Raw genomic sequence first — 25,542 nt, 5'->3', positions numbered from 1 at the left:
TGATAACTTTCAATCTTTTTCCCACTCTTCGCTGAAAATAAAAAGAGGCCATCTCTTTTGAGACAGCCTCTTTGTTGTATTATAATGGAATATTACCATGTTTTCGGGGAAGATTTGACTTTCGTTTATTTTGGGTCATTTCCAATGCATTAATAATTTTTACGCGGGTATCCTTGGGATAGATTATTTCATCGATGTACCCTAATGCAGCCGCCCGATATGGATTAGCAAAAGTCTCACGGTAATCATCAACAGCTTTTACTTTTTCTTCGTCATTTAATTTATTCCGGTGCAATATATTAATAGCACCATCTGGCCCCATGACAGCAATTTCAGCTGTTGGATAGGCATAATTGATATCTCCACCAATGTGCTTACTTGACATGACGTCGTATGCACCACCATATGCTTTTCTTGTAATTACTGTAATTTTTGGGACCGTTGCCTCTGCAAATGCATAAAGCAGTTTTGCACCATGTTTAATAATTCCACCAAACTCTTGTTGCGTGCCGGGTAAAAATCCTGGGACATCTACCAGCGTTACCAATGGAATATTAAACGCATCACAGAACCGAACAAAGCGTGCGGCTTTTGCTGCCGAATTGATATCTAATACTCCGGCGAGATGAGCTGGTTGGTTGGCTACAATTCCTACTGATTTTCCACCAAATCGGGCAAACCCAATGATAATGTTTGCCGCATAGTCAGGCTGTACTTCCAGAAAGTGTTCATCATCAATGATTTTAAAGATGATGTCTTTCATGTCATACGGTTTATTCGGATCTTCAGGTATTACTCCATTTAAAGATTCCTCAATACGATCAATCGGATCTGTTGACAATTTAGCCGGTGGATCTTCCATATTGTTCGATGGTATAAAACTGATCAGCTCCCTCACCATCATTAACGTTTGTTCTTCACTGTCTCCTGTAAAATGTGCAACACCACTTCTGGAACTATGTGTGTGAGCTCCACCCAAGTCTTCTTTACTGACATCTTCGTGAGTTACTGTTCGTATAACATCTGGCCCGGTAACAAACATATGACTAGTCTCGTTGACCATGAAAATGAAGTCGGTAAGGGCAGGGGAGTAAACAGCACCACCAGCACATGGGCCAAGTATTGTGCTTATTTGTGGTATTACACCTGACGATAGTACATTGTTGTAAAAGATATCAGCATATCCAGCCAAACTTTGAACACCTTCCTGGATGCGCGCTCCACCAGAATCATTTAGCCCAATAAGAGGAGTGCCCATTTTAACGGCCATCTCTTGTATTTTTACAATCTTATCGGCGTTTGCGCGACTCATTGTGCCTCCAAAAACCGTAAAATCCTGTGCAAAAACATATACAAGCCTATCATGTATTTTTCCATATCCGGTAACTACACCATCACCTGGAATTTTATTTTTATCAATGCCAAAATCAGTCGCCCTGTGGGTTACTAATTTGTCAATTTCATTGAACGTACCAGTATCAAGTAATTCAAGGATTCGTTCTCTGGCAGTTTTTTTCTTAGAAGCGTGCTGTTTTTCAATTCTCTCCTGACCTCCGCCCAGTTCCGCTTCTTTGTTGATTCGTTCAAAATGTTCGAATTTGCTCTTTAAGTCCATATTTTTTTCGATTTATTCGATTTCAATCAATACTTGGTTTGCTTCAACGGTATCTCCGTCTTTCACATGTATTGTTTTAATCTGACCGTCTGCGGCTGCTTTATATTCACTTTCCATTTTCATTGCAGAAATGATAACTGCAGTTTCACCTTTTTTTACTTCCTGGCCGATATCAACCAATACTTTTACAATTTTTCCAGGCATTGGTGCAGTAATTTTTTTATCACTTTTTGCAACGCTGCCTTCACCACGATTTCGGATATAACGAGATTCCGAATCAATTACTTCCAGATCGTATGAATTGTAAAGTGTATAGGCCGTATAGTTTTTTGGTTTTACAGATGGAACTAATGAAATATTGTGTGAACGATTATTTTCTATGATAGAAAATTGACCATCATCGTTATGCATCAGGTCTACTTTGTAAATTTGATCGTCAACTTTTATTTCAAGTAGGTTCTCATTTTGGTTGAGTACCGATACTTTAGCAATGCGATCATTCAATTTAATTTCAATTGGCATAATTATATAATTTATAAGCGATCGAAATTTTTCTGATAAGTGTATTTTTTCCAACGATTTTTTGCAGGATTTAATCCCTTTGTTGGAATAACTTTATTAACCCTGTTCATAAAATCAAAATAAGTAGCAATAATTACCATATCTTGACATTCCATTTCGCAGGTGTCGTTGGTGATCAAGGTTTCTCTATTTTTTTCAATAAAATTGGTGTCGTAATTTCCTTCCACAAAATCTTCTGAATCCATTATTCGTTCGAGAAACTTGAGAGACGTTTTTACACCGGTAATTTTATACTCATAGAGAGCTCTTTTCATCCTTTTGATTGCCTCTGATCTGTTTTGTGCCCAGACAATTAGCTTAGAAATCATTGGGTCGTAGTGAATCGGTATTTCATATCCTTCATAAACATACCCATCAGTACGGACACCTAAGCCTAACGGTTGTGTTATACTATGAATTCGTCCCGGACTTGGCATAAAGTTATTATCAGAATCTTCTGCGTAGATACGACATTCAATAGCATGACCTTGTTGCTTTAAGTTATCTTGATTCCAGCTGAGTTCTTCTCCTTCAGCGACAATTATTTGTTGCTTAACAAGATCAACTCCGGTTACACGTTCTGTAATTGGATGTTCTACCTGTAGCCTGGTATTCATTTCAAGGAAATAATAATTGAGATTATTGTCTACCAGAAATTCTATGGTGCCGGCGCCAACATAGTTGACAGCTTTTGCCGCTTCAACAGCATGTTTCCCCATTTGTGTTCTTAGCTCAGGTGTCATTAAGGGAGAAGGAGTTTCTTCAACCATTTTTTGATGCCTGCGTTGGATTGAACACTCTCGTTCAAAAAGATGAATCACATTGCCATGCGAATCACCCAAAACTTGAAATTCAATATGGTGTGGAGAACTTACGTATTTCTCTATGTATACTGCATCGTCTCCAAATGAACTTAATGCCTCTGAGCGAGCTGCCCGAACAGATGAAATAATTTCGCTTTCTTCCTTAACCAATCGCATCCCTTTGCCACCACCACCAGCTGAAGCTTTTATCATAACCGGTAAGCCAATTTCCCGAATCGTTTCAATAGCCTTCCCTTCATCCAGAATTGGCTCAGTTGTTCCCGGTACAACTGGGACTCCTGCACTGATCATAGCTTTTCTGGCTTGAATTTTATCTCCCATTTTTTCAATTACTTCGGGAGAAGGACCAATGAAAATAATCTTGTTTTTTTTACATAGCTTCGCAAAATCAGCATTCTCAGATAAGAATCCATAGCCCGGATGAATCGCATCTGCTTTCGATTCTAGGGCTACTTCAATGATTTTTTCGGCTTTTAAATAACTCTCTTTGGAAGGCGCTGCGCCTATATAATAGGCTTCATCAGCATATCGGACATGCATCGATGTCCGGTCAGCATCAGAAAAAACAGCAACAGTTGCAATATCCATCTCTCTGCACGTACGCATAATACGGATTGCAATTTCACCCCGGTTAGCAACCAGGATTTTGTTGATTTTTCTCATAATTATATTTTAATAATATAAATATCTATATATATTAAAATGACTAAACTATTAAAATTTCTATTAAAAACCATGTAAGTCCGAAAATGTTTGATTTGTTTTTTCATTTGTGAAAAATTAATTTATTCCTAATTAAAGGTTAAGTCATTAGCTCTTTTGTTAAATTATTTTATATTTGTCAACCCAAAATCAAATATTATGTTTAAGCAACCATCCCTGCTATTGTTAGTAGCGCTTTTAAGCATTTCTACAATATTGCGAGCTCAGCATCCCGAAACATACAGTTTGTCAACTGATTCACTGGTGAATTTTCATGCCAGCCAGAAGAAAGTATACCATGCATTACGGTTAAATGGAAAAATTAAGATTGACGGAAAACTTGATGAATTTTGTTGGATTGATGGTACCTGGAGTGGTGGGTTTATTCAGCAGCAACCTTTGCAGGCAAAAAGTCCTTCGCAAGATACAGAAGTTTGCATTTATTACGATGATAGAAACCTCTATGTTGGAATAAAGTGCTATGACAATGAACCTGAATCAATTCATTCCATTTTAAGCAGAAGAGATGAATTTAATGGAGATATTGTTGGTATTGCCTTGGATTCGTACAATGATAATCGATCAGCATTTGAATTTAATGTGTCAGCTGCTGGACAGAAAGTGGATCTTGTTCATTTGGATGCATATCAATGGGATTATAATTGGGATGCTGTATGGGATGGAAAAACGTCGATTACAGATTCGTTGTGGATAGCAGAGTTGAGAATTCCATTTAGCCAATTACGTTTTGCAAAAGCTGACGAACAAATATGGGGAATGCATATTTGGCGATGGATTGATCGATTAATGGAAGAAGATCAATGGAAACTAATTCCTGTTGATGCACCTGAAATGGTTTATTTATTTGGTGAGCTTAGAGGAATAAAAGGAATCAATCCGAAACGAAAGCTTGAAATCATGCCGTATACAAGTGCCAAATTTTCACCGAATTCTGAATATGAAAATAAATCGTCATTTGCTCTAGGGGTGGATGGAAAAATTGGACTGAGTTCAGATTTTACTTTGGATTACACGGTAAATCCTGATTTTGGACAAGTTGAAGCTGATCCGTCGATCTTAAGCCTTTCATCGTACGAAGTTTTCTACGATGAAAAACGTCCATTTTTTTTGGAAGGAAATAATATCTTAGATTATAACATGGGCAGGGATTTGCTTTTTTATTCAAGAAGAATAGGAAAAGCACCTGAGTATTTTCCTGAAATTGAAGGTGAAGAAACAGTTGCTATGCCTGATAATACTTCAATTTTAAGTGCGCTAAAAGTGACCGGGAAAAGTAAAAATGGTTTGTCGATAGGTGCTATTCAAAGTTTTACTGCTAAGGAAAATGCGATTATTTATTCTGGCAGCACAGATAGGAAGGAAGCAATTGAACCATTTACAAACTATTTTATAGGTAGGATAAAGCAAGATTATAATGAAGGCAATACAGTGTTAGGCGGTATGTTAACTTCTGTGATTCGAGATATCAACAATGATCAATTAGATTTTTTGCCGGGTTCTTCTTTTGCCGGGGGGCTGGATTTTCAGCACAATTGGATGAAACGTAAATATTTTGTTGATGTTAAGACATTTTTCAGCCAGATGAAAGGAAGTGAAAATGCGATTAATCGACTTCAGTTGTCGCCACAGCATTATTATCAGCGAGCGGATGCAGAACATTTAAATTATGATCCGACAAGAACAGGTTTGTGGGGGCATGGCGGTGAAATAGAAGGTGGAAAAAGAAGTGGTAAGTTTAGAGCAACTGGAGCCATTAGCTGGCGTTCGCCTGGGATTGATTTAAATGATGTTGGCTATTTGAGGCAGGCTGATTTTATTCAGGAAAATGTCGAGTTGTTATATAAAGTAAATAAACCCAACGGAATATTACGCGATTACTGGTGCCGTTTTCAGCAACTACACTCGTGGAGTTATGGAGGTGAAAATACTAAAGATGAATTAGGGATTCACTCGTTTCTGCGTTTTACGAATTTGTGGCAAATGCATTTAAACCTGGAACGTGATTTTAATGTATTTGATACGCGCGAATTACGAGGCGGGCCTAAACTTTATATCGATGACAGTTGGGATCGGGAGATTTATATTCAGTCCAATAGTTCAAAGGATTTAATGTTTGCTGTAGGCACTCGCCGTGTTTCATATGACGATAATATTTCAAAAAGAGATTTGCATACTTTCTTTGTCAGATGGCATTTAAATGATCATGTAAGTCTTAGTTCGAGAACCAAGGTTGAATTACTAACAGATCATCATCAATATGTTCAAAAGGTTGGTTTATCATCGGATGATACTGGTTATCTTGTTGGAACTTTGGATCGAAAAACCTTGCAAACAACAATCCGGTTAGAGTACTTCATCACTCCGGAATTGTCTTTGCAATATTATGCCAACCCGTATGCGTCAGTTGGAAGTTACGATTCGTTTCGAAGAGTTATTGATGCAAGTGATAGGAATATTGATCGTAGATATCTATCTCTGACAAATATGACATCTGTCAATGGGGCTTATACGTTTGTGGAAAACGACGGGGAACAATATTCAATTCCAATTCCGAATTTTAACTACCGCGAATTAAGATCAAATCTCGTTGCCCGATGGGAATTCAGACCCGGATCAACTTTATATTTAGTGTGGAACTCATCTTCATTAAAAAATAGCCGTGAATATGAATCTTCTGTTATCGAAAGTTTTGGTGATATCTTTGGGCTCAAATCTCAGAACGTTTTCATGATAAAATTTAATTACTGGTTTTCTTTATAATCAATTCACTACAGCTATTTTTGTCAAAGTTTCTTTTTTAAAATTTGAACATGATGGTATCCTGCTGCTTGTTTAATAGGTAGCTATTGATAATTTAAAATGAATATTCTTAACTACAAACCACTATATAAGAAGAATTTGATTCATGCAGGTCCTGTGATTCTGTCTCAGATTGGGATTGTGACCGTTTCTTTGGTCGATAATATGATGGTTGGACATGTTGGTACTACAGAACTTGCCGCTGCTTCATTTGCTTCAAATGTATTTCATTTAGGACTTTTATTTGGAATGGGAATTTGTATAGGACTCACACCCTTGGTTGGAAAGGTATTCAGTCAAAAAAAGGAAGCAGAACTGGGGGAGTATTTTAAAAATGGAGTTTTCATACATTTTATTTCTTCACTGCTTATAGTAATTTTAATGGGTGGAGTGAGCATTTTTCTAAACAAGATGGGGCAACCTGCTGAAGTCGTTGAAAAAGCTTTTCCTTATTATTTATTGCTTGTAATTTCCTTACTGCCTTTGTTGTTTTTCTATTCATTCAAACAGTTTTTAGAAGGAGTTGGCAATACCAGTATTTCAATGTATATCACCTTACTCTCAAATGCAATCAACATTCTTTTAAATTATATATTAATATTCGGTAAATTAGGTTTTCCGGCAATGGGCCTGATGGGGGCGGGCTGGGCAACATTGATAGCACGTTTTTGTATGCCATTGTTGTTATTTGTATTTATATACAATAATAAGGTCTTTCTAAAAATGTTTTTATCTGCATATCGGTCAGTACTTAATTTTCAGAAGATGAAAGAAATTTTGTCTGTTGGAATCCCCATCGGGTTACAATTGGTTGTTGAAGTAACAACTTTTGCTGCCGGTGCTGTTATGATGGGATGGATAGGAAAAGAAGCGCTTGCGGGGCATCAGGTAGCATTGTCATTGGCAACAGTAACATATATGATTAGCCTGGGTATTGGTTCAGGTACTACTATTCAGGTGAGTCACGAATATGGTTTAAAGAACTACATAACGCTGAAACGTTCAATTTATGCCTCTTTGCATCTTGTCGTTTCATTTATGGCTATTATGGGCTTGGGATTTGTGTTGTTAAGAAACCAGTTGCCATTTTTGTTTTCAAATGATGTGAACGTGATCGTTATTGCTGCTCAATTATTAGTTGTTGCAGCATTGTTTCAGATCTTTGATGGCATCCAGATTGTTTTACTTGGTGCATTAAGGGGAATATCAGATGTGTCAGTACCGATGTTCCTTGCTTTTTTATCATATACAATTGTAGGGTTACCGATTAGTTACCTCTTTGCCTTTGTTTTTAATTTTGGAGCAGTGGGAATCTGGATAGGATTTTTACTGGGCTTGGGACTTGCCTCAATATTGTTTTATTATCGCCTTAGGAGATTGTCTGTCAGGTATATATAAAAAAATAGGGTTATCATCGTCATGATAACCCGTTGTCCATAATTTAGCTTAGTTAGATCAGAAAATAGATATTGGTTTAAAGAGAAAAGGTATCTATAAAGATTTCATTTTAAAGCATTTGGTTAAAAATGCTTTGCTAATATAGCATATATTTTAGACGATCATTAAAAAAATCTTAAAATTTATTAATGATTAGTAAATGCGCTATTTGGGAGTGTTTGTAAGAAATTGTATTTCAGAGATTAAGAAAATCAAACATGTTTTATAATATAAACTTTGAATATTTATACAATATTCGTAGCTAAATAAGTAATTACTTTTTTTGTAAAATAGGATAGGTGGTAAAATTATCAATGGCATATTAATATCTGTATATCTATAAATGATAAATTTTTATATTTGCAGCTAAAAAAAAAGAAGGATGCAATTATACAACAGAAAGAGTAAGGACGAATTAAAAGAGATACTTAAGTCAGAAAAGTTTAAACGCATAACTATTTCTTTTTACCGTTATGTACGGATTGAAGAGCCAGGTGAGTTTCGGGATTTTTTGTACAGGCAATGGAACAAATTAGACTGTTTAGGACGGATTTATGTTGCTCGAGAAGGTATTAACGCCCAAATGAGCGTTCCAGAGCACAATCTGGATGATTTTATAGAGCAGGCAAATCAAAATGAATATTTATGCGGCATTCCTGTAAAATATGCCATTGAAGATGATGGAAAATCATTCTACAAGCTAACTATTAAAGTAAGGCCAAAAATCGTTGCAGATGGATTGGCTGATGATAGTTTCGATGTTTCAAATGTGGGTAAGCATTTAACTGCATTGGAGTTTCATGAGCTGGTAGACCAGCAGGACACTTTGGTCGTTGATATGCGGAATCATTATGAAAGTGAAATTGGTCACTTTAGTGGGGCTCTTTGTCCGGATGCTGATACTTTTCGTGAAGAAATTGAGATGGTAGTGGATCAGCTAAAAGATCAAAAAGAAAAGAAACTATTACTTTATTGTACTGGTGGGATACGGTGCGAAAAAGCTAGTGCTTATTTTAAGCATCATGGGTTTAATGATGTGAACCAGCTTTATGGTGGAATTCTTGAGTATGCCAGGCAAATAAAAAGTCTTGAGCTGGAATCAAAATTTATTGGTAAAAACTTTGTCTTTGATGATCGTTTGGGAGAATCTGTAAATGGTGAGGTAATTGCACATTGTCATCAATGTGGTCGCAAATGCGATTCTCATACCAATTGCGCAAATAATTTGTGTCACATATTATTTATTCAATGTAAGGAGTGTGCAACACAATTCAATGGGTGTTGCAGCAATGAATGTGAATCGGTTCTTTTAACGTCCGAAAGTGACAGGGATTTGCACGTTCAGGCTTTCAAACGTAAATTTGGCAACCGAAAAAGTTTTCGAAAAGGTATTGAACACAAAGTAGCGCTTATTGCTACAGAAAAAGAGTAATGGAAAATTTTTGGAATACAATAGAAAAACCGATTTTAGCACTTGCACCCATGGAGGATGTGACTGATACATCTTTTCGTGAATTGGTCGCCAGGTTGGCGAAGCCAGGTTGTTTGAATGTTCTTTTCACTGAATTTACAGCAGTTGATGGAATGAATCATCCTATTGGAAAAAAGCGCGTTTCTGAACGCTTAATTGTTTCCAAATCAGAAAGACTGTTGCTTAAAGAAAAAGAAATTAGACTGGTTGCTCAAATATGGGGAAACAAGCCTGAAGTATTTCATAAGATAGCCAAAGACATTACAGAGGTATATGATTTTGACGGATTGGATATTAATATGGGCTGTCCGGTTAAAAATGTGATAAAACAAGGTTCTTGCAGTGCATTAATAGATCAGCCACAATTAGCGCAGGAAATTATTTTGGCTACTAAGGAGGCAACTGATCTACCAGTTTCTGTAAAAACCCGTACGGGGATAAAGAAGCATGAAACGGAGCGTTGGATACAGCAACTTTTGGAAGTTAAACCCGCTGCTATTACGCTTCATGGTCGAATACAGAAGCAACAATCCGAAGGAGAAGCGGATTGGACTGAAATTGCAAAAGCTGTTAATCTAAGAAATCAGAAAGGAGTTGATATTCCTATTCTTGGAAATGGAGATGTTTTTTCATACGAACAAGCAATTGATAGAATTGATGAATTTGGTGTTGACGGTGTGATGGTTGGACGCGGGATATTTAAAAGTCCCTGGTTTTTTAATCCAGCAATGATTGAGGTTTCAAAGGAAGAAAAACTGACACAGCTTATAAATCACACAAAGTTGTTTGAAGAAAATTGGGGAGGAGTGAAGAACTTCAATATTTTAAAACGATTTTACAAAATTTATGCAAATGATTTTACGGGTGCGGCTGGATTGCGTGCAAAATTAATGGGCACCAACAATTTTGATGAAGTGTATCAACTTGTCAATGCCCTTTTGCCTAAAAATTCGCTTGTTGGTTAGTGCGAACAGTTGTGTTGATGATCAGTACAGATTATCATCTCATTGCCATATTCTTTCAATTTCCATTTTTCCAAGACCTCATCAATTGTTCCGGTAAATCCCGGAATAACTTCAATTTGATATTCCCTCAACTTATTAATGGCGCCTCCGCCAATACCTCCTGCAAGTAATAACTTTACTCCTTTTTTTGCTAACTCTCCGGCCAATCCCGACTTGCAGCCACATTCCACCGTACTATCCATTAATTCCTTTTCAAATACTTGGTCTCGATCGTTTATATCAATTATTGTAAAATAATCACAATGGCCGAAGTGATTATCAATATCATTTCCTTTTGTTGGTATTGCTATTTTCATTCTTATTTACGTTTATTTATCTATTTTTGAATCTATATTACTGTACAAATATAGCAAACATATGTTCGATATAAAATTTACTTGTAATGAAAATTAGAAAACTACTGAGAGTTCTGCATCGGGATTTTGGATATTTAATTACAGGTATGGTAATAATATATGCCGTGTCCGGAATTGCACTAAACCATCGGAAAGATTGGAATCCTCATCATATCATTGTTCATGAAGAAATACAGATAGATGATATAACTGCAGATAGTCCTGATCAGCACGAAATAGACAGATTGCTGGAAGGTTTTGAATATCAACCAAAATATAAAAAGCACTACACGACTGCATCGGGAATACTGAAGATATTTGTAGAAAACGGTATGGTTATTTACTATCCATATCGAAAGATAGCTGAGCTGGAGATATTGGAGAAGAGGCCCGTTTTTTATGCAATTAACAAGCTTCATTTAGCTGGCACAAAAAGAGCCTGGATCTGGGTTTCTGATATATTGAGTGTTGTTTTAATTTTTGTTACAATCTCTGGGTTATTTCTTCTGAAAGGGAAAAATGGACTTTTAGGAAGAGGATGGTGGTTGACGTTGATCGGATTTGCAATCCCTGGAATTTTCCTGTTATTTTATATTTCATAATCTACTGACAAAAAAATGAAAAAACTAAGCTTAATTTTAATTGGATTATTGGCTTTTGTTGCTTGTCAAAATCAGGCTAAAAAAGCATCATCATCAAATGAAGAAACAGTTGTTTTAACGGTTGATGAATTACAAAACCAGGGAGATGATTTACTTGGAAAAGTGGTTTTGGTTAAAGGAACCGTATCTCATGTTTGCAAACAAAGTGGACAACGATGCTTTTTAATGGGGAGTAGCGAGGATGTTACAATTCGCGTTGAAGCTGGTAGTAAGATAGGTTCTTTCACGCAGGATCAAATGGGAAGTGATTTAGTGGTAAGTGGAGTACTGAATGAGATAAGAATTGATGATGCCTATATTGATGAAATGGAAGCATCAGCAACGGAAGGTGAGTCAGCAAACAAGGGACATGCAATGGGGCATGCCGGAGAAGGTAATCATGAGGTTGATGGTGGAAATCATGAAAATAACCAAATGACGCGTATTGCAGAAATGCGCGAAGAAATTGCAAATAGTGAAAAGGGATATTTATCTATTTACTATTTGGATGGTAAGTCCATTGAAGAGCAAGAATAAAAAAAGCCGCTTTTGCGGTTTTTATTTTTCAGATGGGATAAATTCTAAGGAGACTGAATTCACACAATGGCGGGTGTTTTTCTCTGTAAATTCTTCACCAAAAAATACATGACCAAGGTGACCATTACAATTGGCGCAAATTATTTCAGTTCTTCTTCCGTCTGCGTCAATCATCTTTTTAACAGCTCCATCGATCTCATCATCAAAACTGGGCCATCCACATCCTGAGTCAAATTTGTCAGATGAATGGTACAAGGGGGCATTGCACTGCTTGCAAATGTATGTTCCTTTTTCCTTGTACTTATAAAATTTCCCGGTAAAAGGTGGTTCTGTTCCTTTTTTCAGGATCACGTATTCTTCAAATTGATTGAGTTTATTATAATTCATTCTTTTCTATTCATTAGTCGGCTAAATTGTTTCAATTGATATTTGCAGCCTGATTATGCGTTCATAAATCAAAGACATTCATAATGGCAAATTTGTTTGGCAATAAATGTTAAAAGTAAGCTATCTTGCAGCGAATAATGAAAGTTGAAAAATGGAATTACCGATTTTATATAAAGATGAACATATTGTTGTTGTAAATAAACCTGTAGACTTACCGGTTCATAAAAATGATTTTATGCCTCATGATGCAGCTTACCTGACTAAAATGGTTGGTGACATTACAGGAAATTGGGTTTACAATGTTCACCGTTTGGATTCAAAAACTTCTGGAGTAATTGTTTTGGCATTTTCGAGTGAGGTGGCTCATGCATTAACAATTCAGTTTGAGCAAAAATCTGTTGGGAAAGAATACCTGGCAATAGTTTTAGGTGAATTAAACACAGCAGGCACTTTTAATGAGAAAGTATTGGTGAAGAAGAAGAGCAAGTTTAAAAAAGATGCCGTAACAAATTATGAACTGATAAAAGTTGTTAATACAAATATATCGTACAAAGAACACACAGATGTTACCTTAAGCTTGGTGAAGGTTCTTCCGGAGACTGGTCGTTGGCATCAAATTAGGCAGCACTTTGCGAAAAACAGGCACGATATTGTTGGTGATTCACATCATGGCGATTTTACTTTAAATAAGTTGATAAGGGCGGAGTGGGGCCATAACCGGTTAATGCTTCATGCTTCGAAATTGACAATAAATCACCCCATAACAAATGAACGAATGGAGTTCTTTGCCGAAATGCCCACCGAGTTTGAGCAACTTTTAAAAGATGTTTCAATTAGATAGGAAGCAGATACAGAAAGCCAAAAAAGTGACAAACTGACCCTCCAAGTATAAATAAGTGAAATACCAGATGAAAGAATGGAACTTTTGGAATCAGGTAAAATACAACTCCTCCAGTATAGCTCAACCCGCCTGCTAAAAAGAACCACAAGGAGGTTGCTGGTACGTTCTGGATCATAGGAACTATGGCGAAAATAACCAGCCAGCCCATTGCTACATACAAGAATGTTGAGAGGAATTTCAATTTTGATGAGTAGAACCAGATCTTAAAAACAATACCTCCGATAGCAAACGTCCAGATCAATCCAAAGATAGTCCACCCAACCCAACCTCTAAGTGATATTAGGGAAAGTGGAGTGTATGAACCAGCAATAAGAATGTAAATTGCTGAATGGTCGAATTTATTTAGCTTGAATTTTAAACGTGGCTTTTTAGCACTATGAAATAGGGTGGAGGCCAGATATAAAACAATCATGCTGATTCCAAATACCGCGAAGCTCACAACATGCCATGCCGTTCCATAAATCGCACCAAATACCACCAATAGCGTGACTCCTGCCACTGAAAGTGCTATTCCAATTCCGTGAGAAATGCTATTGGCAATTTCTTCGGCACGTTTCAATTTCTTTTGCTTCACCATATTTGAAAATTGATTGGTGAAGATACATAGTTCTGCTAGCTTTTAAAATATGGAACTGATTTATTTGAGAGGGAGCAGTAGAATAAATGTATAACCATTGCGAAGTATAGTATTTCCGATGAAAGCGTTCAACTATATTTTTATGGTAATCCATTAGTTTTCCAATACCCGTATTTCTAATGTCGATATACAAGTAGTTGCTTTGAGTTTTTACAAGAATTTCGAGAAAACTTCTACTTAATTGGTAGTGGTATGGTATTGATAAGCACACGCCCATTTGCTTAAAGCGACCCTGTTTCTATGCTAAGCAACATAAGAAAAGCCCGAAGCGACCTTTCAAATGGCCGGAGCCCTCAAAAACATGTTGAGCATACATATTTTTATTCAGAGCGACCTCAAAAATGCCAAAAGCAAGCACGCTTTTCAGTTTTTTGATAAATAGATTGGTTGTTGGGGATTTAAATTAAAAATTACCATCTCTTAGGGATACCCTCAGTCAAATAACATACACCCGCCCCACCTCGATACGTAGATACAGCGATTTCAATTCTAAAGATTACTATCGAATAACTTGTGTTAATTCAAATTCCCTGTTATTGTCATTTTGTGGTGTTTTTCTGTCAAATTGTGTATTGATATCATGCAAGGATTCGATTTAACTTCACAACGCTAAATATCATTCTGAAAAAGCGATTAAGATTGCAACAATATATGGCTAATTGAATTGGTGGAAATGAAGTGTAAGTGTCGTATGTTGAAGGGATAGGGCGTTGCAAGGGAATGCGATAACGAATTCGAGAGTTCGAATATTTAAAGCAGGATTAACATAGTTGACTTAAAACATCTTTAGAAACGGAATATGAAAAAATTACTTCAAAATCGTCAAAAAAATATGTCTTCCATTCCAGTAACAATTGATGGACCGCTAACTATTTTACTACGAATGAAATTGCTGTGAGAAATAATTAAAGAGATTAGTGCAATAAGGGAGGTTAAAAAGAAAGAATATTCCATCTATTTCATAACCTGCCTAAAACTCAAGAGGGGTGTTAGTAGGTGTTTTTTGTCCTGATTAGTCACTATAATAATCCAACTTGGTTCGTTAAAGATGAATATACTTTCCAACAATGTTATTGCTCTTTTAAACCAAAAGAATGAAACTGCTTTTGAATTAGTATTCAGTACTTTTTATCCGAGACTGGTTGCCTTTGCGAAGCAATATGTCCCTGAGGAAGAAGCTCTGGATCATGTGCATGATGCATTTGTCAATTTGTTAGAAAAAACTCCATCATTCAATAACGAAAACCAGCTTAAAAGTTATTTATACACATGTGTGAAGAATAATTGTTTGATGTTTCTACGTCATCAAAATATAAAGCAGAAATACTCAGATGGTATCTTATCAGTAAATGGCATAAGAGATATAAATGTGCTATCTCTTGAAAAACTAGATACTTCTGAAATTGTATTTAAAGAAATAGAACAAATCATCGTCGATACGATAAAAAAACTTCCACCTAAGTGTCAGCAAGTATTTTTATTGAGTCGCAATGAAGATAAACGTAATCTTGAAGTGGCAGAATTGCTGGAAATCACAGAAAAAGCTGTTGAGGCTCACATAACCAAAGCGTTAAAAATCTTCAGGATCGCCTTAAAGGACTATCTAATTGTTCAAATATCCTTGTTTTAAATTTCACCATTAATCATCAATATGTAATTGCGTCTTTGTCATTAAAATGACTGATAGTATTACAATATTATTTTTTTTCAAGTTTAGAGTTAGGGGTAATGGTTTTATAAACATTCTAGTATTAGAAATTATCAAATGAAAGAAGAAAAACTTATAAAACTTATTACTGAGAGTTCTTCAGCTGCAACTGATTCGAAAGTTCATAAATGGATCAGTCAAAATGATGAGTATAGACAAGATTATATTCAATACAAAAATTTATGGGCATTATTGCAAACAGGCAATGAAATGTCCGCAAGGCAAATAAAAGAAGGACTTTTGAAGATTAAGAAACATAGATTGAAGGAAAAGCCAGCCCTGCCGATGATTAATTATCTAAAATATGCTGCAATTGTTCTAATTGCGGTGTTATGCGGATATTTTATTAACGAAATCAATTTTAATACCGAATCTAAAAATACGATTTACGTTTCAAATGGGAGTAGATCCTCTATTGTTTTACCTGATGGATCAAAAGTTTGGTTGAGTAACGGTACAAAGTTTATTTATCCTGAAAAATTTAGTGGTGGAAAAAGAGAAGTCGAATTAGAAGGTGAAGGTTTCTTTGACGTTTCAAAAAATAAGAGAAAACCTTTTATTGTAAAGATTGGAGAGAACAGGATCCGTGTTCTGGGAACAAAGTTTGCGATCGTAGCATATCCAGAAGATAATTTTGTTAAGGCTGACTTAATTTCCGGTCAAATTCAGTTTGACATTAAAGAAGAAGATAGAGACGACAGATTTCATTCATATTTGATGAAACCTTCGCAAAGTTTAGTTTTCAATAAAGATTCAAAAAAACTACTTGAGTCTAACGTATCTGACAATTTTTACGACTATTGGATTAATGGAGTTTATGAGTTCAAAGATGAGACTTTTGAACGGTTGGCAAAGAGAATTGAGCGGATATATAATATTAAGCTGATTTTTAAAGATGAATTGTTAAAAAAGAGGTATTTCACTGGCTCGTTAAGCATTGATGATAATATTTATACGATGATGGAAGCGTTTAGAAGAGCATCATCAGAATCATTCGAATATTATAGCCAGGGGAATCAAATTATAATAGTAAATAAAAAATAACTTTTTAAAAATGCCTATGGTTAAATTCTTTGAAATCTAAACGGGGTGCCTCCGAAGCAACCCCGTTTATTCAGGAAACATTGCTGTGTTTCCTCATTTAAACTAATCATTAAGCCTCTACAGCTTAAATAATCAATTATTAACACTGCAAATTTATGAAAAAAACAAATGTGTACCATGGTAAGTACAAGCTATGCCATGCAAAAAAAATTATCAGAGTTATGAAAATTACTTTTTTTCTTCTCTTAATTGCTTTTGTTCAAGTTTCAGCAACATCATTTTCCCAGTCAGCGAAGTTGAATTTAAATATGGAAAATGTTAAGCTCTCTAGTCTACTTGACCGAATAGAAGAGACAAGCGATTATAGATTCTTCTACGATAGCAAGGCAGTTGATCTTACAAAGACTGTTAGTGTAGAATCAAAAGATTCGGACTTGGAAAAAATATTGGAAAAAGTATTAGGAGAAAACTTAAGCTTCGAAATGGTTGGGAAGAACATTGTTGTTATAAAAAATGCTGGAAATGAGAATACTCTAACTGATAACGACCAGCGAAGCTCTATCTCTGGCAAAATTACCGATTCTTCTGGTACTTCTCTGCCTGGTGTGACTGTAGTAATAAAGGGTACAACGAACGGTACAATTACTGATGTTGATGGGAGGTATAATTTGAATAATGTCCAAAGAGACGCCACGCTTGTGTTGTCTTTTGTGGGTATGAAAACACAGGAAATCCCTGTTGACGGAAGAAATACAATTGATGTGGTAATGACAGAAGATGCAATTGGGATCGAAGAGGTTGTTGCAGTTGGATATGGTATTCAGAAAAAGGAGTCTTTAACAGGCTCTATCGCTGCGATAAAAGGAGAAACCCTTCAAAGATCGACGTCAGTCAATTTTTCAAATGCTCTAGCTGGTCAATTGCCAGGACTTGTTGCAATTACAAGGACCGGTGAGCCTGGTAATGACGGTTCAACTTTAAGAATACGTGGGGCAAATACTTTAGGGGATAATTCTCCACTTGTAGTGGTTGATGGCATTGCAAACAGAAGTTTGGAACGTTTAGATCCTGCGACTATTGAGTCTGTCACTGTCCTGAAAGATGCATCTGCAGCTATTTATGGGGCACAAGCTGCCAATGGTGTAATTCTTGTAACAACTAAGCGGGGAGCTTCAGGGAAACCAACCATCCAGCTTAATTTAAGTCAGGGATGGAATAACCCGACCGTTCTTCCAAAAATGACTGGATCTCCTCTGTATGCAGAGATAGCAAATGAAATTGCAGATGCAGGAGGATACCAACGATTTTTTACGGAGGAAGATATTCAATTATTTAAGGATGGATCTGACCCGTGGGGACACCCTAATACTGATTGGTTTAAAGAGGTAATTAAAGATAATTCTCCCCAGCGTTATGGAAATTTAACGTTGTCTGGAGGAGCAGATAGAATCAAGTATTTTGTGTCTGTTGGTTCAAATTTTCAAGACGGCTTGTACAAGAACAGTGCTATATATTACTCTCAAACAGACTTTCGTAGTAATCTTGACGCAAAAATCAATGATAATATCCGCATAAGCTTTGATGTCGCTGGTCGTCAGGAGAACAGAAACTATTCCGGAGTTGGAGGAAATGGAGGAGAAGGAGCACAGAATATTTTCTGGGCATTAAACAGGGCTTTTCCATACATGAATGCTTACTGGCCTAATGGACTGCCAGGTCCAGATATTGAATATGGCGCAAATCCAGCGGTACTAGTAACTGATATTACTGGTTATGACAAGGAAAAAACGTATGTCATGGAAAGTAATATGAAATTGGTTATTGACATTCCTTGGGTTGAGGGACTGTCGCTAACAGGTAATGTCGCTATTGACAAGACCTTCAAAAACCGTAAACGTTTTCAAAAGCCATGGACCCTTTATACATGGGACGGAACATCGATGGATGAAAACAATGAGCCACTTTTAGCAGGAGTAAAACGAGGATTCACTGATCCTCGACTACAGCAGTGGATGAGTGACGAAGCGAAAACAACCATTAACGGACTGATTAATTATGAGCGGACTTTTGGATTGAAACATGATATCAAAATCCTTTTGGGAGCAGAGCGCATTACTGGGGATTTAATGGATTTTTGGGCTTTCAGAAGGTATTATACAAGTGATATTCTCGATCAGATGTCTGCTGGTGGTGATTTATCGAAAGATAATGGTGGTGCTGGAAGGGAGACTATCCGTCAAAATTATTTTGGAAGGGTGAACTATGCCTTTGATTCAAAGTACTTGGCTGAGTTTGTGTGGAGGTATGATGGCTCCTACATCTTTGCCCCTGGGAAAAGATATGGATTTTTCCCAGGTATTTCTTTGGGATATCGGATTTCTGAGGAAAACTTTTGGAAAGATAATTTTGCTTTTATTAATGATATGAAAATCCGCGGTTCATGGGGCAAAACCGGTAACGACAGGATAGATCCTTATCAGTTCATGACAACTTATGGTTATAACAGTGCTTATCTATTCAATGAAACAAATAAACAGAAAACGCTGGCGGCCTTACGAATTCCAAATAAAGACATCACATGGGAGGTTGCCAATCAATCAAACATTGGATTTGACGCGCAACTTTTGGACAATAAACTGATGGCAAGTTTTGAATATTTCTACAACCTGCGAACCAATATTTTGTGGTATCGTAATGCATCAGTACCAGCCTCTACAGGATTAAGTCTGCCACGCGAAAATATTGGAGAAGTTGTCAATAAAGGTTATGAATTTCAACTGTCATATCATAATAATATTGGCGATTTCAAATATCAGGTATCTGCCAATGGCGCATTTTCGAAGAACCACATCAAATTTTGGGACGAAACTCCTGGCGTTCCAGACTACCAGAAATCAACAGGTAATCCAATGAATGCCAGGTTATATTATCAAGCAATAGGGGTCTTTGTGGATCAGGCTGCTGTAGATGCATATCCACACTGGCCAGGTGCTCGTCCCGGGGATATAATTTTTGAGGATGTTAACAAAGATGGTGAAATAAATGGATTGGACAGAGTTCGGAGTGATAAAACTACTATACCGACATTTACAGGAGGGTTTAATGTAGATTTTCAGTATAAGAATTTTTATGCAAATGCATTGTTTCAAGGGGCTGCTGGTGCTGAAAGGTCTTACCGAATTTTCTCTGGCGCACCAGGAAATGGAAATTTCTTGTACAACGAAGTTAAAGATCGTTGGACGCCCGAAAACCCCAGTTCGACTCATCCAAGAGCGAATAACCGAAGTTTGGAATATTGGATGACAGATGGTGAACCCAACAATACATACTATGTTCGAAGCAGTGATTATTTAAGACTCAAAAACATAGAAATTGGTTATAATGTTCCAGGCACTATCGTTAAGAAGATGGGGATGGAGGCTCTTCGTTTTTATGTCAGTGGTCAGAACTTCTTGACTTTTACAAAGATGAAGGATTTTGATCCTGAATCTCCCGATGATGCTCCTGGTTCTATTTGGGTAAACAGTCAGGTCTATCCCTTAAATAAAACAACGACTATCGGATTAACATTAACTTTCTAAATATAAGAAGATGAAAAAAATATCAATTATATTCTATATGGTTTTTGTATTCTCTTTTATCCTGTTATCATCATGTGATGAAAGTGTTCTTGATACAAAACCAGCAACAGAATTTGCAGAACAAGATGTATGGTCAGACCCTAATTTGATTCAGTTATATCTTAATAATCTATATCAAGAGAATCCATGGTGGTTCTATATGACTGCCATAAGTGTTGACGAAGCCCGTTGTTATGCTAGTGGTAATGATTTTAATGCCAATAATATGATTATGACCCCTGATAATGCAGGTTGGGGTGATTGGAATGCACGTTACAGGACTATTCGTTCATGTAATATTTTCTTGGAAAATATTGATAACTTACCTGAAAGCTCAGATTTGGTTGATGGAGTTAAATTAAAAGACAGATTGAAAGGTGAAGCAACTTTTCTTAGGGCATGGTATTATAGCTTGCTGGTCAATTATTTTGGAGGTGTACCTTTAATTACCAAGTCATATGAATTAACAGATGAGTTTAATGCTCCTCGTGACAGCTATGCAGATTGTATTAAATTCATAGCAGATGAATGTGAAGTAGCAGCAACGTTATTACCTTTAGAGAACACTGGTGATAACGATGGAAGAATAGCCAAAGGGGCTGCATTAGCCTTAAAATCAAGGATGCTGCTTTATGCCGCAAGTGACTTGCATAATACAGACAAGTTCTCAGGCTTTTCTAATCCGGAAGTTCTTGGGTATGTCGGTGGTGATCGTGCATCGCGCTGGCAAGCTGCGAAGGATGCTGCGAAAGCTGTTATGGATTTAGGAATCTATGATTTATATAAACCGAATCCATCATCTCCGGATGAAGCAACTCAAAACTATGAAGATCTTTTTGTGTCAAGACGTAGTGTTGAAGATATTTTTGTACGTTATTACACCGCTTCTGCAGATATGGGAGTTGATGCCTGGGTAGTTTTTCCTAATGGATTTGGAGGCATTGAATATATTGGAGCTATTAGTGAATTGGTCGACGCATATGAGATGGCCGATGGAACCATTTTTTCAAGGTCTAATCCTGAACAAAATTTAGAACCCTATAAAAACAGAGATCCTCGTTTTTATGCTTCGATTCTATATGAAGGAGCAAAATTTAGATCACGTTCTTCAAACTTACTTGCATATGATCCGGTTGGTGTTTTGCAAGTTGGTACTTGGGAAGTGTGGAATAGCGCAACAAATTCGATTGATTATGTTTATGGTTTAGACGGGCGTAATAGCGCTGTCTATCCGGGAGGATATAATAATACTGGAACTTCAATGTTGAAATTTATTGATCGAAAGGTTGATTTGGATGTAAATCATGCCATGGATTTAACCTGGCGTTTTATACGTTATAGTGAAATCGTGTTAAATTACGCGGAAGCATGTATTGGTTTGGGGCAGGAAGAGGAAGCCCGAACTTACATAAATATGATCCGGAAAAGAGCAGGAATGCCAGACATCACAGATTCTGGAGAAGCTTTAATCAAGCGTTATCAAAATGAAAGGCGTGTGGAGTTGGTATTTGAAAATCATCGGATTTTCGATGTGCGTCGATGGATGATTGGAGAAGAGGCGTACCATCCGGTTCATGGAGTAGAAGTTGTATATGAGTTAAATCCGGATAAAACGACTGCAACTATTCCGACCATTACACCAGTTCAAATTATGACAGGTAGTTGGGAGGATAAAGCCTATTTCTTCCCAATATCGAGGGATGAAATTAACAAAAATCCAGACCTGATTCAGAACCCAGGGTACAACTAGTTTATTATCTTCATAAAAGTATAATTAACTGAATATGTTTTATTGATTGCATCGAGGGTTTACCCCTCGATGCTCAATTATTTAATAAAAATTTGTTGGAAATTGTGATGAATTTTTTAATCTGGATTGATTGATGTTTAATCGCAATTAATGTTTTATCAAAAGAGTAGCTCAAGCATTTTGAGATGTGTAAAACTTGCCTTCAGAGAATGAAATTAGTTTAAGCCTTGTTGTAAAATAACCAAATCAATTTATTAAACCATTAACTATGAGATTTATAAACGTTTTTGTCATTATCTTGATGCTATTGCTTATTGGTTGTGAAAAGAATAACGATCAACCAGAGTGGCAAAAGAAATACACGGATACAGAAACAGTTCGTGAAATGTTTGCCAATCCACCTATGTTCTATGCCCCCCATGCTTTTTGGTTTTGGGATGATACCATCAGGGATGAAAATTTTGCTGCATCCATGATTGATGAAATGGCTAAACAGAGATTGAACCCCGGTTATGCTCATCCGCGCAGCTCAATGGATCGGTTAAATCCTAAATTTTCATCTTTACCCTACGAGCAATACCTGGAAGAACCATGGTTTAACAGTTTTGGCAATGCACTTCAAAAAGCCAAAGATTACGGATTAACCCTTGGATACTGTGATGAATATGATTGGCCAAGTGGTCAGGCTGCTGGTCGTGTTCTAAAACAACATCCGGAACTCGAAGCAAAATATCTTGATTGGCAACGCCACGAAGTTGAAGCAAGCTCAACAATACAATTCGATTCGATTGACTTTGCCGTTGCAGCCAGGCTCATCAATCAAAAAATTGATGCTAGTTCACTACAATTGGTAGGTGAAGGAAAAAATCTAACATGGAGTGTACCTGAAGGTGAATGGGTGGTATACACCTACACAAAAAAATTTCATGCTGGACTAGATGGTGGAAAAGTGAATTATCTAGACCCCAAATTGATGGAGGCATTTATTCCGCTGGTACACGAACAATATGCCAAACGATTTGGAGATGAAATGGGAAACTCTATTCCTGGAGTTTTTGTCGATAACGAAGGCGATTATGGATGGAGAATGGCATGGTCTGAATATCTTCCGAAAAGATATCAGGAAATGAAGGGGCAAGACATCCGATTATGGTTACCGCTATTGACAGAGAAAGATAGTGAGGGACTATACGCCAAAGCCCGCTGTGACTGGTTTGAAGTGGTTTCAGATGTGTACGAAAATTGTTACTTCACACCTATGGTCGATTGGTTGAGTAATCACAACATGTATTATATTTCAAATTTATGGGAAGAGTCCCTGTTGTTGCAGGCGGCAGCAATGGGCGATTTTATGCGCGTAACCAGAAAAACAACGATGCCCGGCACAGATTGCTTGTTGATGAAATCTCAGGATGTCCATGATTTTAAAGAAGTACAAACAATCGCGGAATTGGAAGATCGTCCGTTTATGAGTGAAATCATGGGTGTTGCAGGGTGGGAGCAAACACCTGAGATGATGAAAATGACCATTAATTCTATTACTGCATTCGGCGTTAATCATGTTGTTCCTCATGGTATTAACCTTAACCGAAAAGTGGAAACAGATCCTTTCCCTCCTGATTGGTTTATAGAAAATCCATATTGGCCTTATCTGCGCTATTGGACGGATTTTTCCAGACGTGCTTCATTTATAACGAGACAAAGTAAGTTGGTTGCCGACGTATTATTATATAATCCACAAGAGAGTATTTGGGCCAACTCCGAAGGTATTTTTTCACATGATGAAGGTTATACGATGAGCGAAAGTTCCGAGGTATGGGATAAGCTTTCGATTGAAACGAATCAAATCTATTCGGATGCCATGCGGGAGATGAATAAAAACAATATTGATTTTTTAATTGCCGATAAGTATTACCTCAACGATGGTAAGGTAGAGTCAATAGATAAGTTAACTAAGATTAACATAAACGATCATGAATTTTCGGCACTGGTACTACCCCCTGTTTGCGTAATTTCTCATGTTGCCTCAACTAAAATTCTTGAATTTGCAGAAAATGGAGGTGTAGTTATTATTCTTGGTGAATTACCTCAGGGATCACCTGAAGAAGGGTTGACGGATAACGTAATCATCAATCAAATGAAAGCTTTAATGCAACTTCCAAACGTTATTGATTTGTCAGTTGATAAGAATAAACTAGCTAGAATGGTAACTGTATTAAATGAAAGGCTTGAACCGCAGATACGACTCGAGAATTCCGGAAGGCTTTACACTGCTCATCGGAAAATAGCCACGACTGATTTCTACTGGTTGGCAAATAATACTGATACGGTGCGAAATTTCTCAGCTTGGTTGAAGGATGGTGAAGGTGTTGCAGAAATTTGGAACTGCGAAACGGGAGAAATTACAACTGTTCATTCAGGAAAAGATAATGGATACAATAGGGTGTCCTTAACATTACAGCCCTACGAGGGCTACTGGCTTGTATTTAATCCTGATGGAATGGAGTTTGAAAATAATAAAGTTACTGGAGGGCATTCAACCGAAGAAATTATTTTAAATGACAAATGGACAGTGAGTTATCCGGGAGTGGATACAATTTACCGGACATCTGCACGGTCTCAGTCTTCAACAGATAAAGAAATAAATGAATCAAAGTTGAAACTTGGATTTAATGATTCAAGTTGGGAGTATAGCTCATTTATTTCCGGGAAAAAGTCATTAGCGAAAAAGGCGAAGATGGGCGATGAAGGTGCAGATCAATCTGATGCTGATAGTTATGTTTATTGGAGAATAAATGTCCCCGTGGGAGCAAAAACGATGATTTTTCCTGGGAGTATGAATGGAACTGAAATTTGGATTGATGGAAAAAAAGAAAAACTGTCCGTCTCGTCTGTTAAATTGCCTGATAATGCTCATTTGGCGGCATTTGCTAGGCTTTTTGAAGAAGATACGCTTCCTACTTGCCCATTGAAATTCGTTGTAGAGTATACAAAAAATTGCACGTTAAGATCGTGGTATGAATACGGATTGGAGCAATACACCGGCTATGTTGATTATGAAACCAATGTAAACATAGAAAAGCAAGATGAGAAGGTTTACGTTGATTTAGGAAAGGTGAAATATATGGCAGAGGTTTTTATCAATGATCAGTCAGTTGGTGCTCGTTTGTGGCCTCCTTTCAAATTCGATATTTCCAGTCAATTAAGAACAGGAGATAATAAAATAAGAATTCGCATTGGTAATTTGATGGTAAATGAGATGTGGAAAAATGAAGATATGGGTACCCTTCGAACCTGGGGGTGGATTGGAAACCCTGATTTTAACAAATATAATGCAGGACTTTTTGGCCCAATAACGTTAGTGAATCAGTAATAGAATTTTGAGACGAATTCGTTTGATTTGTTACTGTGTATATATTCAGCGAGATAGTTTTGTATTGGTAAGCGTTTACTAAATTTAAGTTTGCAAAATATTTCTGAATTGCAGTATGAGACACAAATGAGAATGGGATAGAGCTACTGATCAA

General features: G+C 36.8%; 18 protein-coding genes. 12 read left to right on the top strand and 6 right to left on the bottom strand.

Annotated elements, in window-relative coordinates; translation table 11 throughout:
• Positions 1-79 precede the first annotated feature (79 nt).
• The 3 genes from ACUNWD_RS03335 to accC are packed head-to-tail and all read right to left on the bottom strand — an operon-like array spanning position 80 to position 3,663.
• Positions 80-1,615, bottom strand: coding sequence for an acyl-CoA carboxylase subunit beta (locus tag ACUNWD_RS03335; protein WP_445586347.1), 1,536 nt, complete (start codon positions 1,613-1,615; stop codon positions 80-82).
• 12 nt (positions 1,616-1,627) lie between these two features.
• A complete protein-coding gene (locus ACUNWD_RS03330; protein WP_445586346.1) occupies positions 1,628-2,137 on the bottom strand; it encodes an acetyl-CoA carboxylase biotin carboxyl carrier protein subunit in 510 nt (169 codons plus the stop codon).
• Positions 2,138-2,148: 11 nt separating this feature from the next.
• Positions 2,149-3,663 (bottom strand): acetyl-CoA carboxylase biotin carboxylase subunit, encoded by a 1,515-nt coding sequence (accC, locus tag ACUNWD_RS03325; protein WP_445586345.1) that lies wholly within the window; start codon positions 3,661-3,663, stop codon positions 2,149-2,151.
• 198 nt (positions 3,664-3,861) lie between these two features.
• On the opposite strand from accC, the gene ACUNWD_RS03320 reads away from it, so the two are divergent.
• The 4 genes from ACUNWD_RS03320 to ACUNWD_RS03305 all read left to right on the top strand — a co-directional run bounded on the left by ACUNWD_RS03320 (position 3,862) and on the right by ACUNWD_RS03305 (position 10,395).
• The gene (locus ACUNWD_RS03320; RefSeq protein WP_445586344.1) at positions 3,862-6,483 is read left to right on the top strand and encodes a DUF5916 domain-containing protein; all 2,622 of its coding nucleotides are present in this window, start codon (positions 3,862-3,864) and stop codon (positions 6,481-6,483) included.
• Between the two features lie 99 nt (positions 6,484-6,582).
• Positions 6,583-7,920 (top strand): MATE family efflux transporter, encoded by a 1,338-nt coding sequence (locus ACUNWD_RS03315; RefSeq protein ID WP_445586343.1) that lies wholly within the window; start codon positions 6,583-6,585, stop codon positions 7,918-7,920.
• 421 nt (positions 7,921-8,341) lie between these two features.
• The gene (gene trhO / locus ACUNWD_RS03310; RefSeq protein ID WP_445586342.1) at positions 8,342-9,391 is read left to right on the top strand and encodes an oxygen-dependent tRNA uridine(34) hydroxylase TrhO; all 1,050 of its coding nucleotides are present in this window, start codon (positions 8,342-8,344) and stop codon (positions 9,389-9,391) included.
• Complete coding sequence (locus ACUNWD_RS03305; RefSeq protein WP_445586341.1) at positions 9,391-10,395, top strand: tRNA dihydrouridine synthase; 1,005 nt, start codon at positions 9,391-9,393, stop codon at positions 10,393-10,395. The genes trhO and ACUNWD_RS03305 overlap by 1 nt, the downstream gene beginning before the upstream one ends.
• On the opposite strand, the gene ACUNWD_RS03300 is transcribed toward ACUNWD_RS03305, so the two are convergent.
• A complete protein-coding gene (locus ACUNWD_RS03300; RefSeq protein WP_445586340.1) occupies positions 10,392-10,751 on the bottom strand; it encodes a NifB/NifX family molybdenum-iron cluster-binding protein in 360 nt (119 codons plus the stop codon). The two genes, ACUNWD_RS03305 and ACUNWD_RS03300, sit on opposite strands and share 4 nt — an antisense overlap.
• An 86-nt stretch (positions 10,752-10,837) precedes the next feature.
• On the opposite strand from ACUNWD_RS03300, the gene ACUNWD_RS03295 reads away from it, so the two are divergent.
• Positions 10,838-11,392: a PepSY-associated TM helix domain-containing protein gene (locus ACUNWD_RS03295; RefSeq protein WP_445586339.1), complete on the top strand. Its 555-nt coding sequence runs from the start codon at positions 10,838-10,840 to the stop codon at positions 11,390-11,392.
• A 15-nt stretch (positions 11,393-11,407) separates the two neighbouring features.
• Positions 11,408-11,968: a hypothetical protein gene (locus ACUNWD_RS03290; protein ID WP_445586338.1), complete on the top strand. Its 561-nt coding sequence runs from the start codon at positions 11,408-11,410 to the stop codon at positions 11,966-11,968.
• 21 nt (positions 11,969-11,989) lie between these two features.
• Here ACUNWD_RS03290 and ACUNWD_RS03285 read toward each other — a convergent pair whose 3' ends face one another.
• Positions 11,990-12,355 (bottom strand): methionine-R-sulfoxide reductase, encoded by a 366-nt coding sequence (locus tag ACUNWD_RS03285; RefSeq protein WP_445586337.1) that lies wholly within the window; start codon positions 12,353-12,355, stop codon positions 11,990-11,992.
• Positions 12,356-12,506: 151 nt separating this feature from the next.
• Here ACUNWD_RS03285 and ACUNWD_RS03280 point away from each other — a divergent pair, with 151 nt between their 5' ends.
• Positions 12,507-13,196: an RluA family pseudouridine synthase gene (locus ACUNWD_RS03280; protein ID WP_445586336.1), complete on the top strand. Its 690-nt coding sequence runs from the start codon at positions 12,507-12,509 to the stop codon at positions 13,194-13,196.
• Here ACUNWD_RS03280 and trhA read toward each other — a convergent pair.
• Complete coding sequence (gene trhA, locus ACUNWD_RS03275; RefSeq protein ID WP_445586335.1) at positions 13,189-13,833, bottom strand: PAQR family membrane homeostasis protein TrhA; 645 nt, start codon at positions 13,831-13,833, stop codon at positions 13,189-13,191. The two genes, ACUNWD_RS03280 and trhA, sit on opposite strands and share 8 nt — an antisense overlap.
• 1,108 nt (positions 13,834-14,941) lie before the next feature.
• Here trhA and ACUNWD_RS03270 point away from each other — a divergent pair.
• The 5 genes from ACUNWD_RS03270 to ACUNWD_RS03250 all read left to right on the top strand — a co-directional run bounded on the left by ACUNWD_RS03270 (position 14,942) and on the right by ACUNWD_RS03250 (position 25,388).
• The gene (locus ACUNWD_RS03270) at positions 14,942-15,523 is read left to right on the top strand and encodes an RNA polymerase sigma-70 factor (protein ID WP_445586334.1); all 582 of its coding nucleotides are present in this window, start codon (positions 14,942-14,944) and stop codon (positions 15,521-15,523) included.
• A 135-nt stretch (positions 15,524-15,658) separates the two neighbouring features.
• On the top strand, positions 15,659-16,645 hold the full coding sequence (locus ACUNWD_RS03265; RefSeq protein WP_445586333.1) for a FecR family protein: 987 nt from the start codon (positions 15,659-15,661) through the stop codon (positions 16,643-16,645).
• Between the two features lie 221 nt (positions 16,646-16,866).
• Positions 16,867-20,226 carry a TonB-dependent receptor gene (locus ACUNWD_RS03260; RefSeq protein ID WP_445586332.1) on the top strand — a complete coding sequence of 1,120 codons (3,360 nt, stop codon included), beginning with the start codon at positions 16,867-16,869 and terminating at the stop codon, positions 20,224-20,226.
• 10 nt (positions 20,227-20,236) lie between these two features.
• The gene (locus ACUNWD_RS03255) at positions 20,237-22,015 is read left to right on the top strand and encodes a RagB/SusD family nutrient uptake outer membrane protein (RefSeq protein WP_445586331.1); all 1,779 of its coding nucleotides are present in this window, start codon (positions 20,237-20,239) and stop codon (positions 22,013-22,015) included.
• A 268-nt stretch (positions 22,016-22,283) separates the two neighbouring features.
• On the top strand, positions 22,284-25,388 hold the full coding sequence (locus ACUNWD_RS03250) for a glycosyl hydrolase (protein WP_445586330.1): 3,105 nt from the start codon (positions 22,284-22,286) through the stop codon (positions 25,386-25,388).
• The last annotated feature ends 154 nt before the right edge of the window (positions 25,389-25,542 follow it).

This window comes from Sunxiuqinia sp. A32, assembly GCF_052690465.1.
The sequence above is the reverse complement of the archived record's forward strand: the minus strand, read 5'-3'. Positions and strand labels throughout refer to the sequence as shown.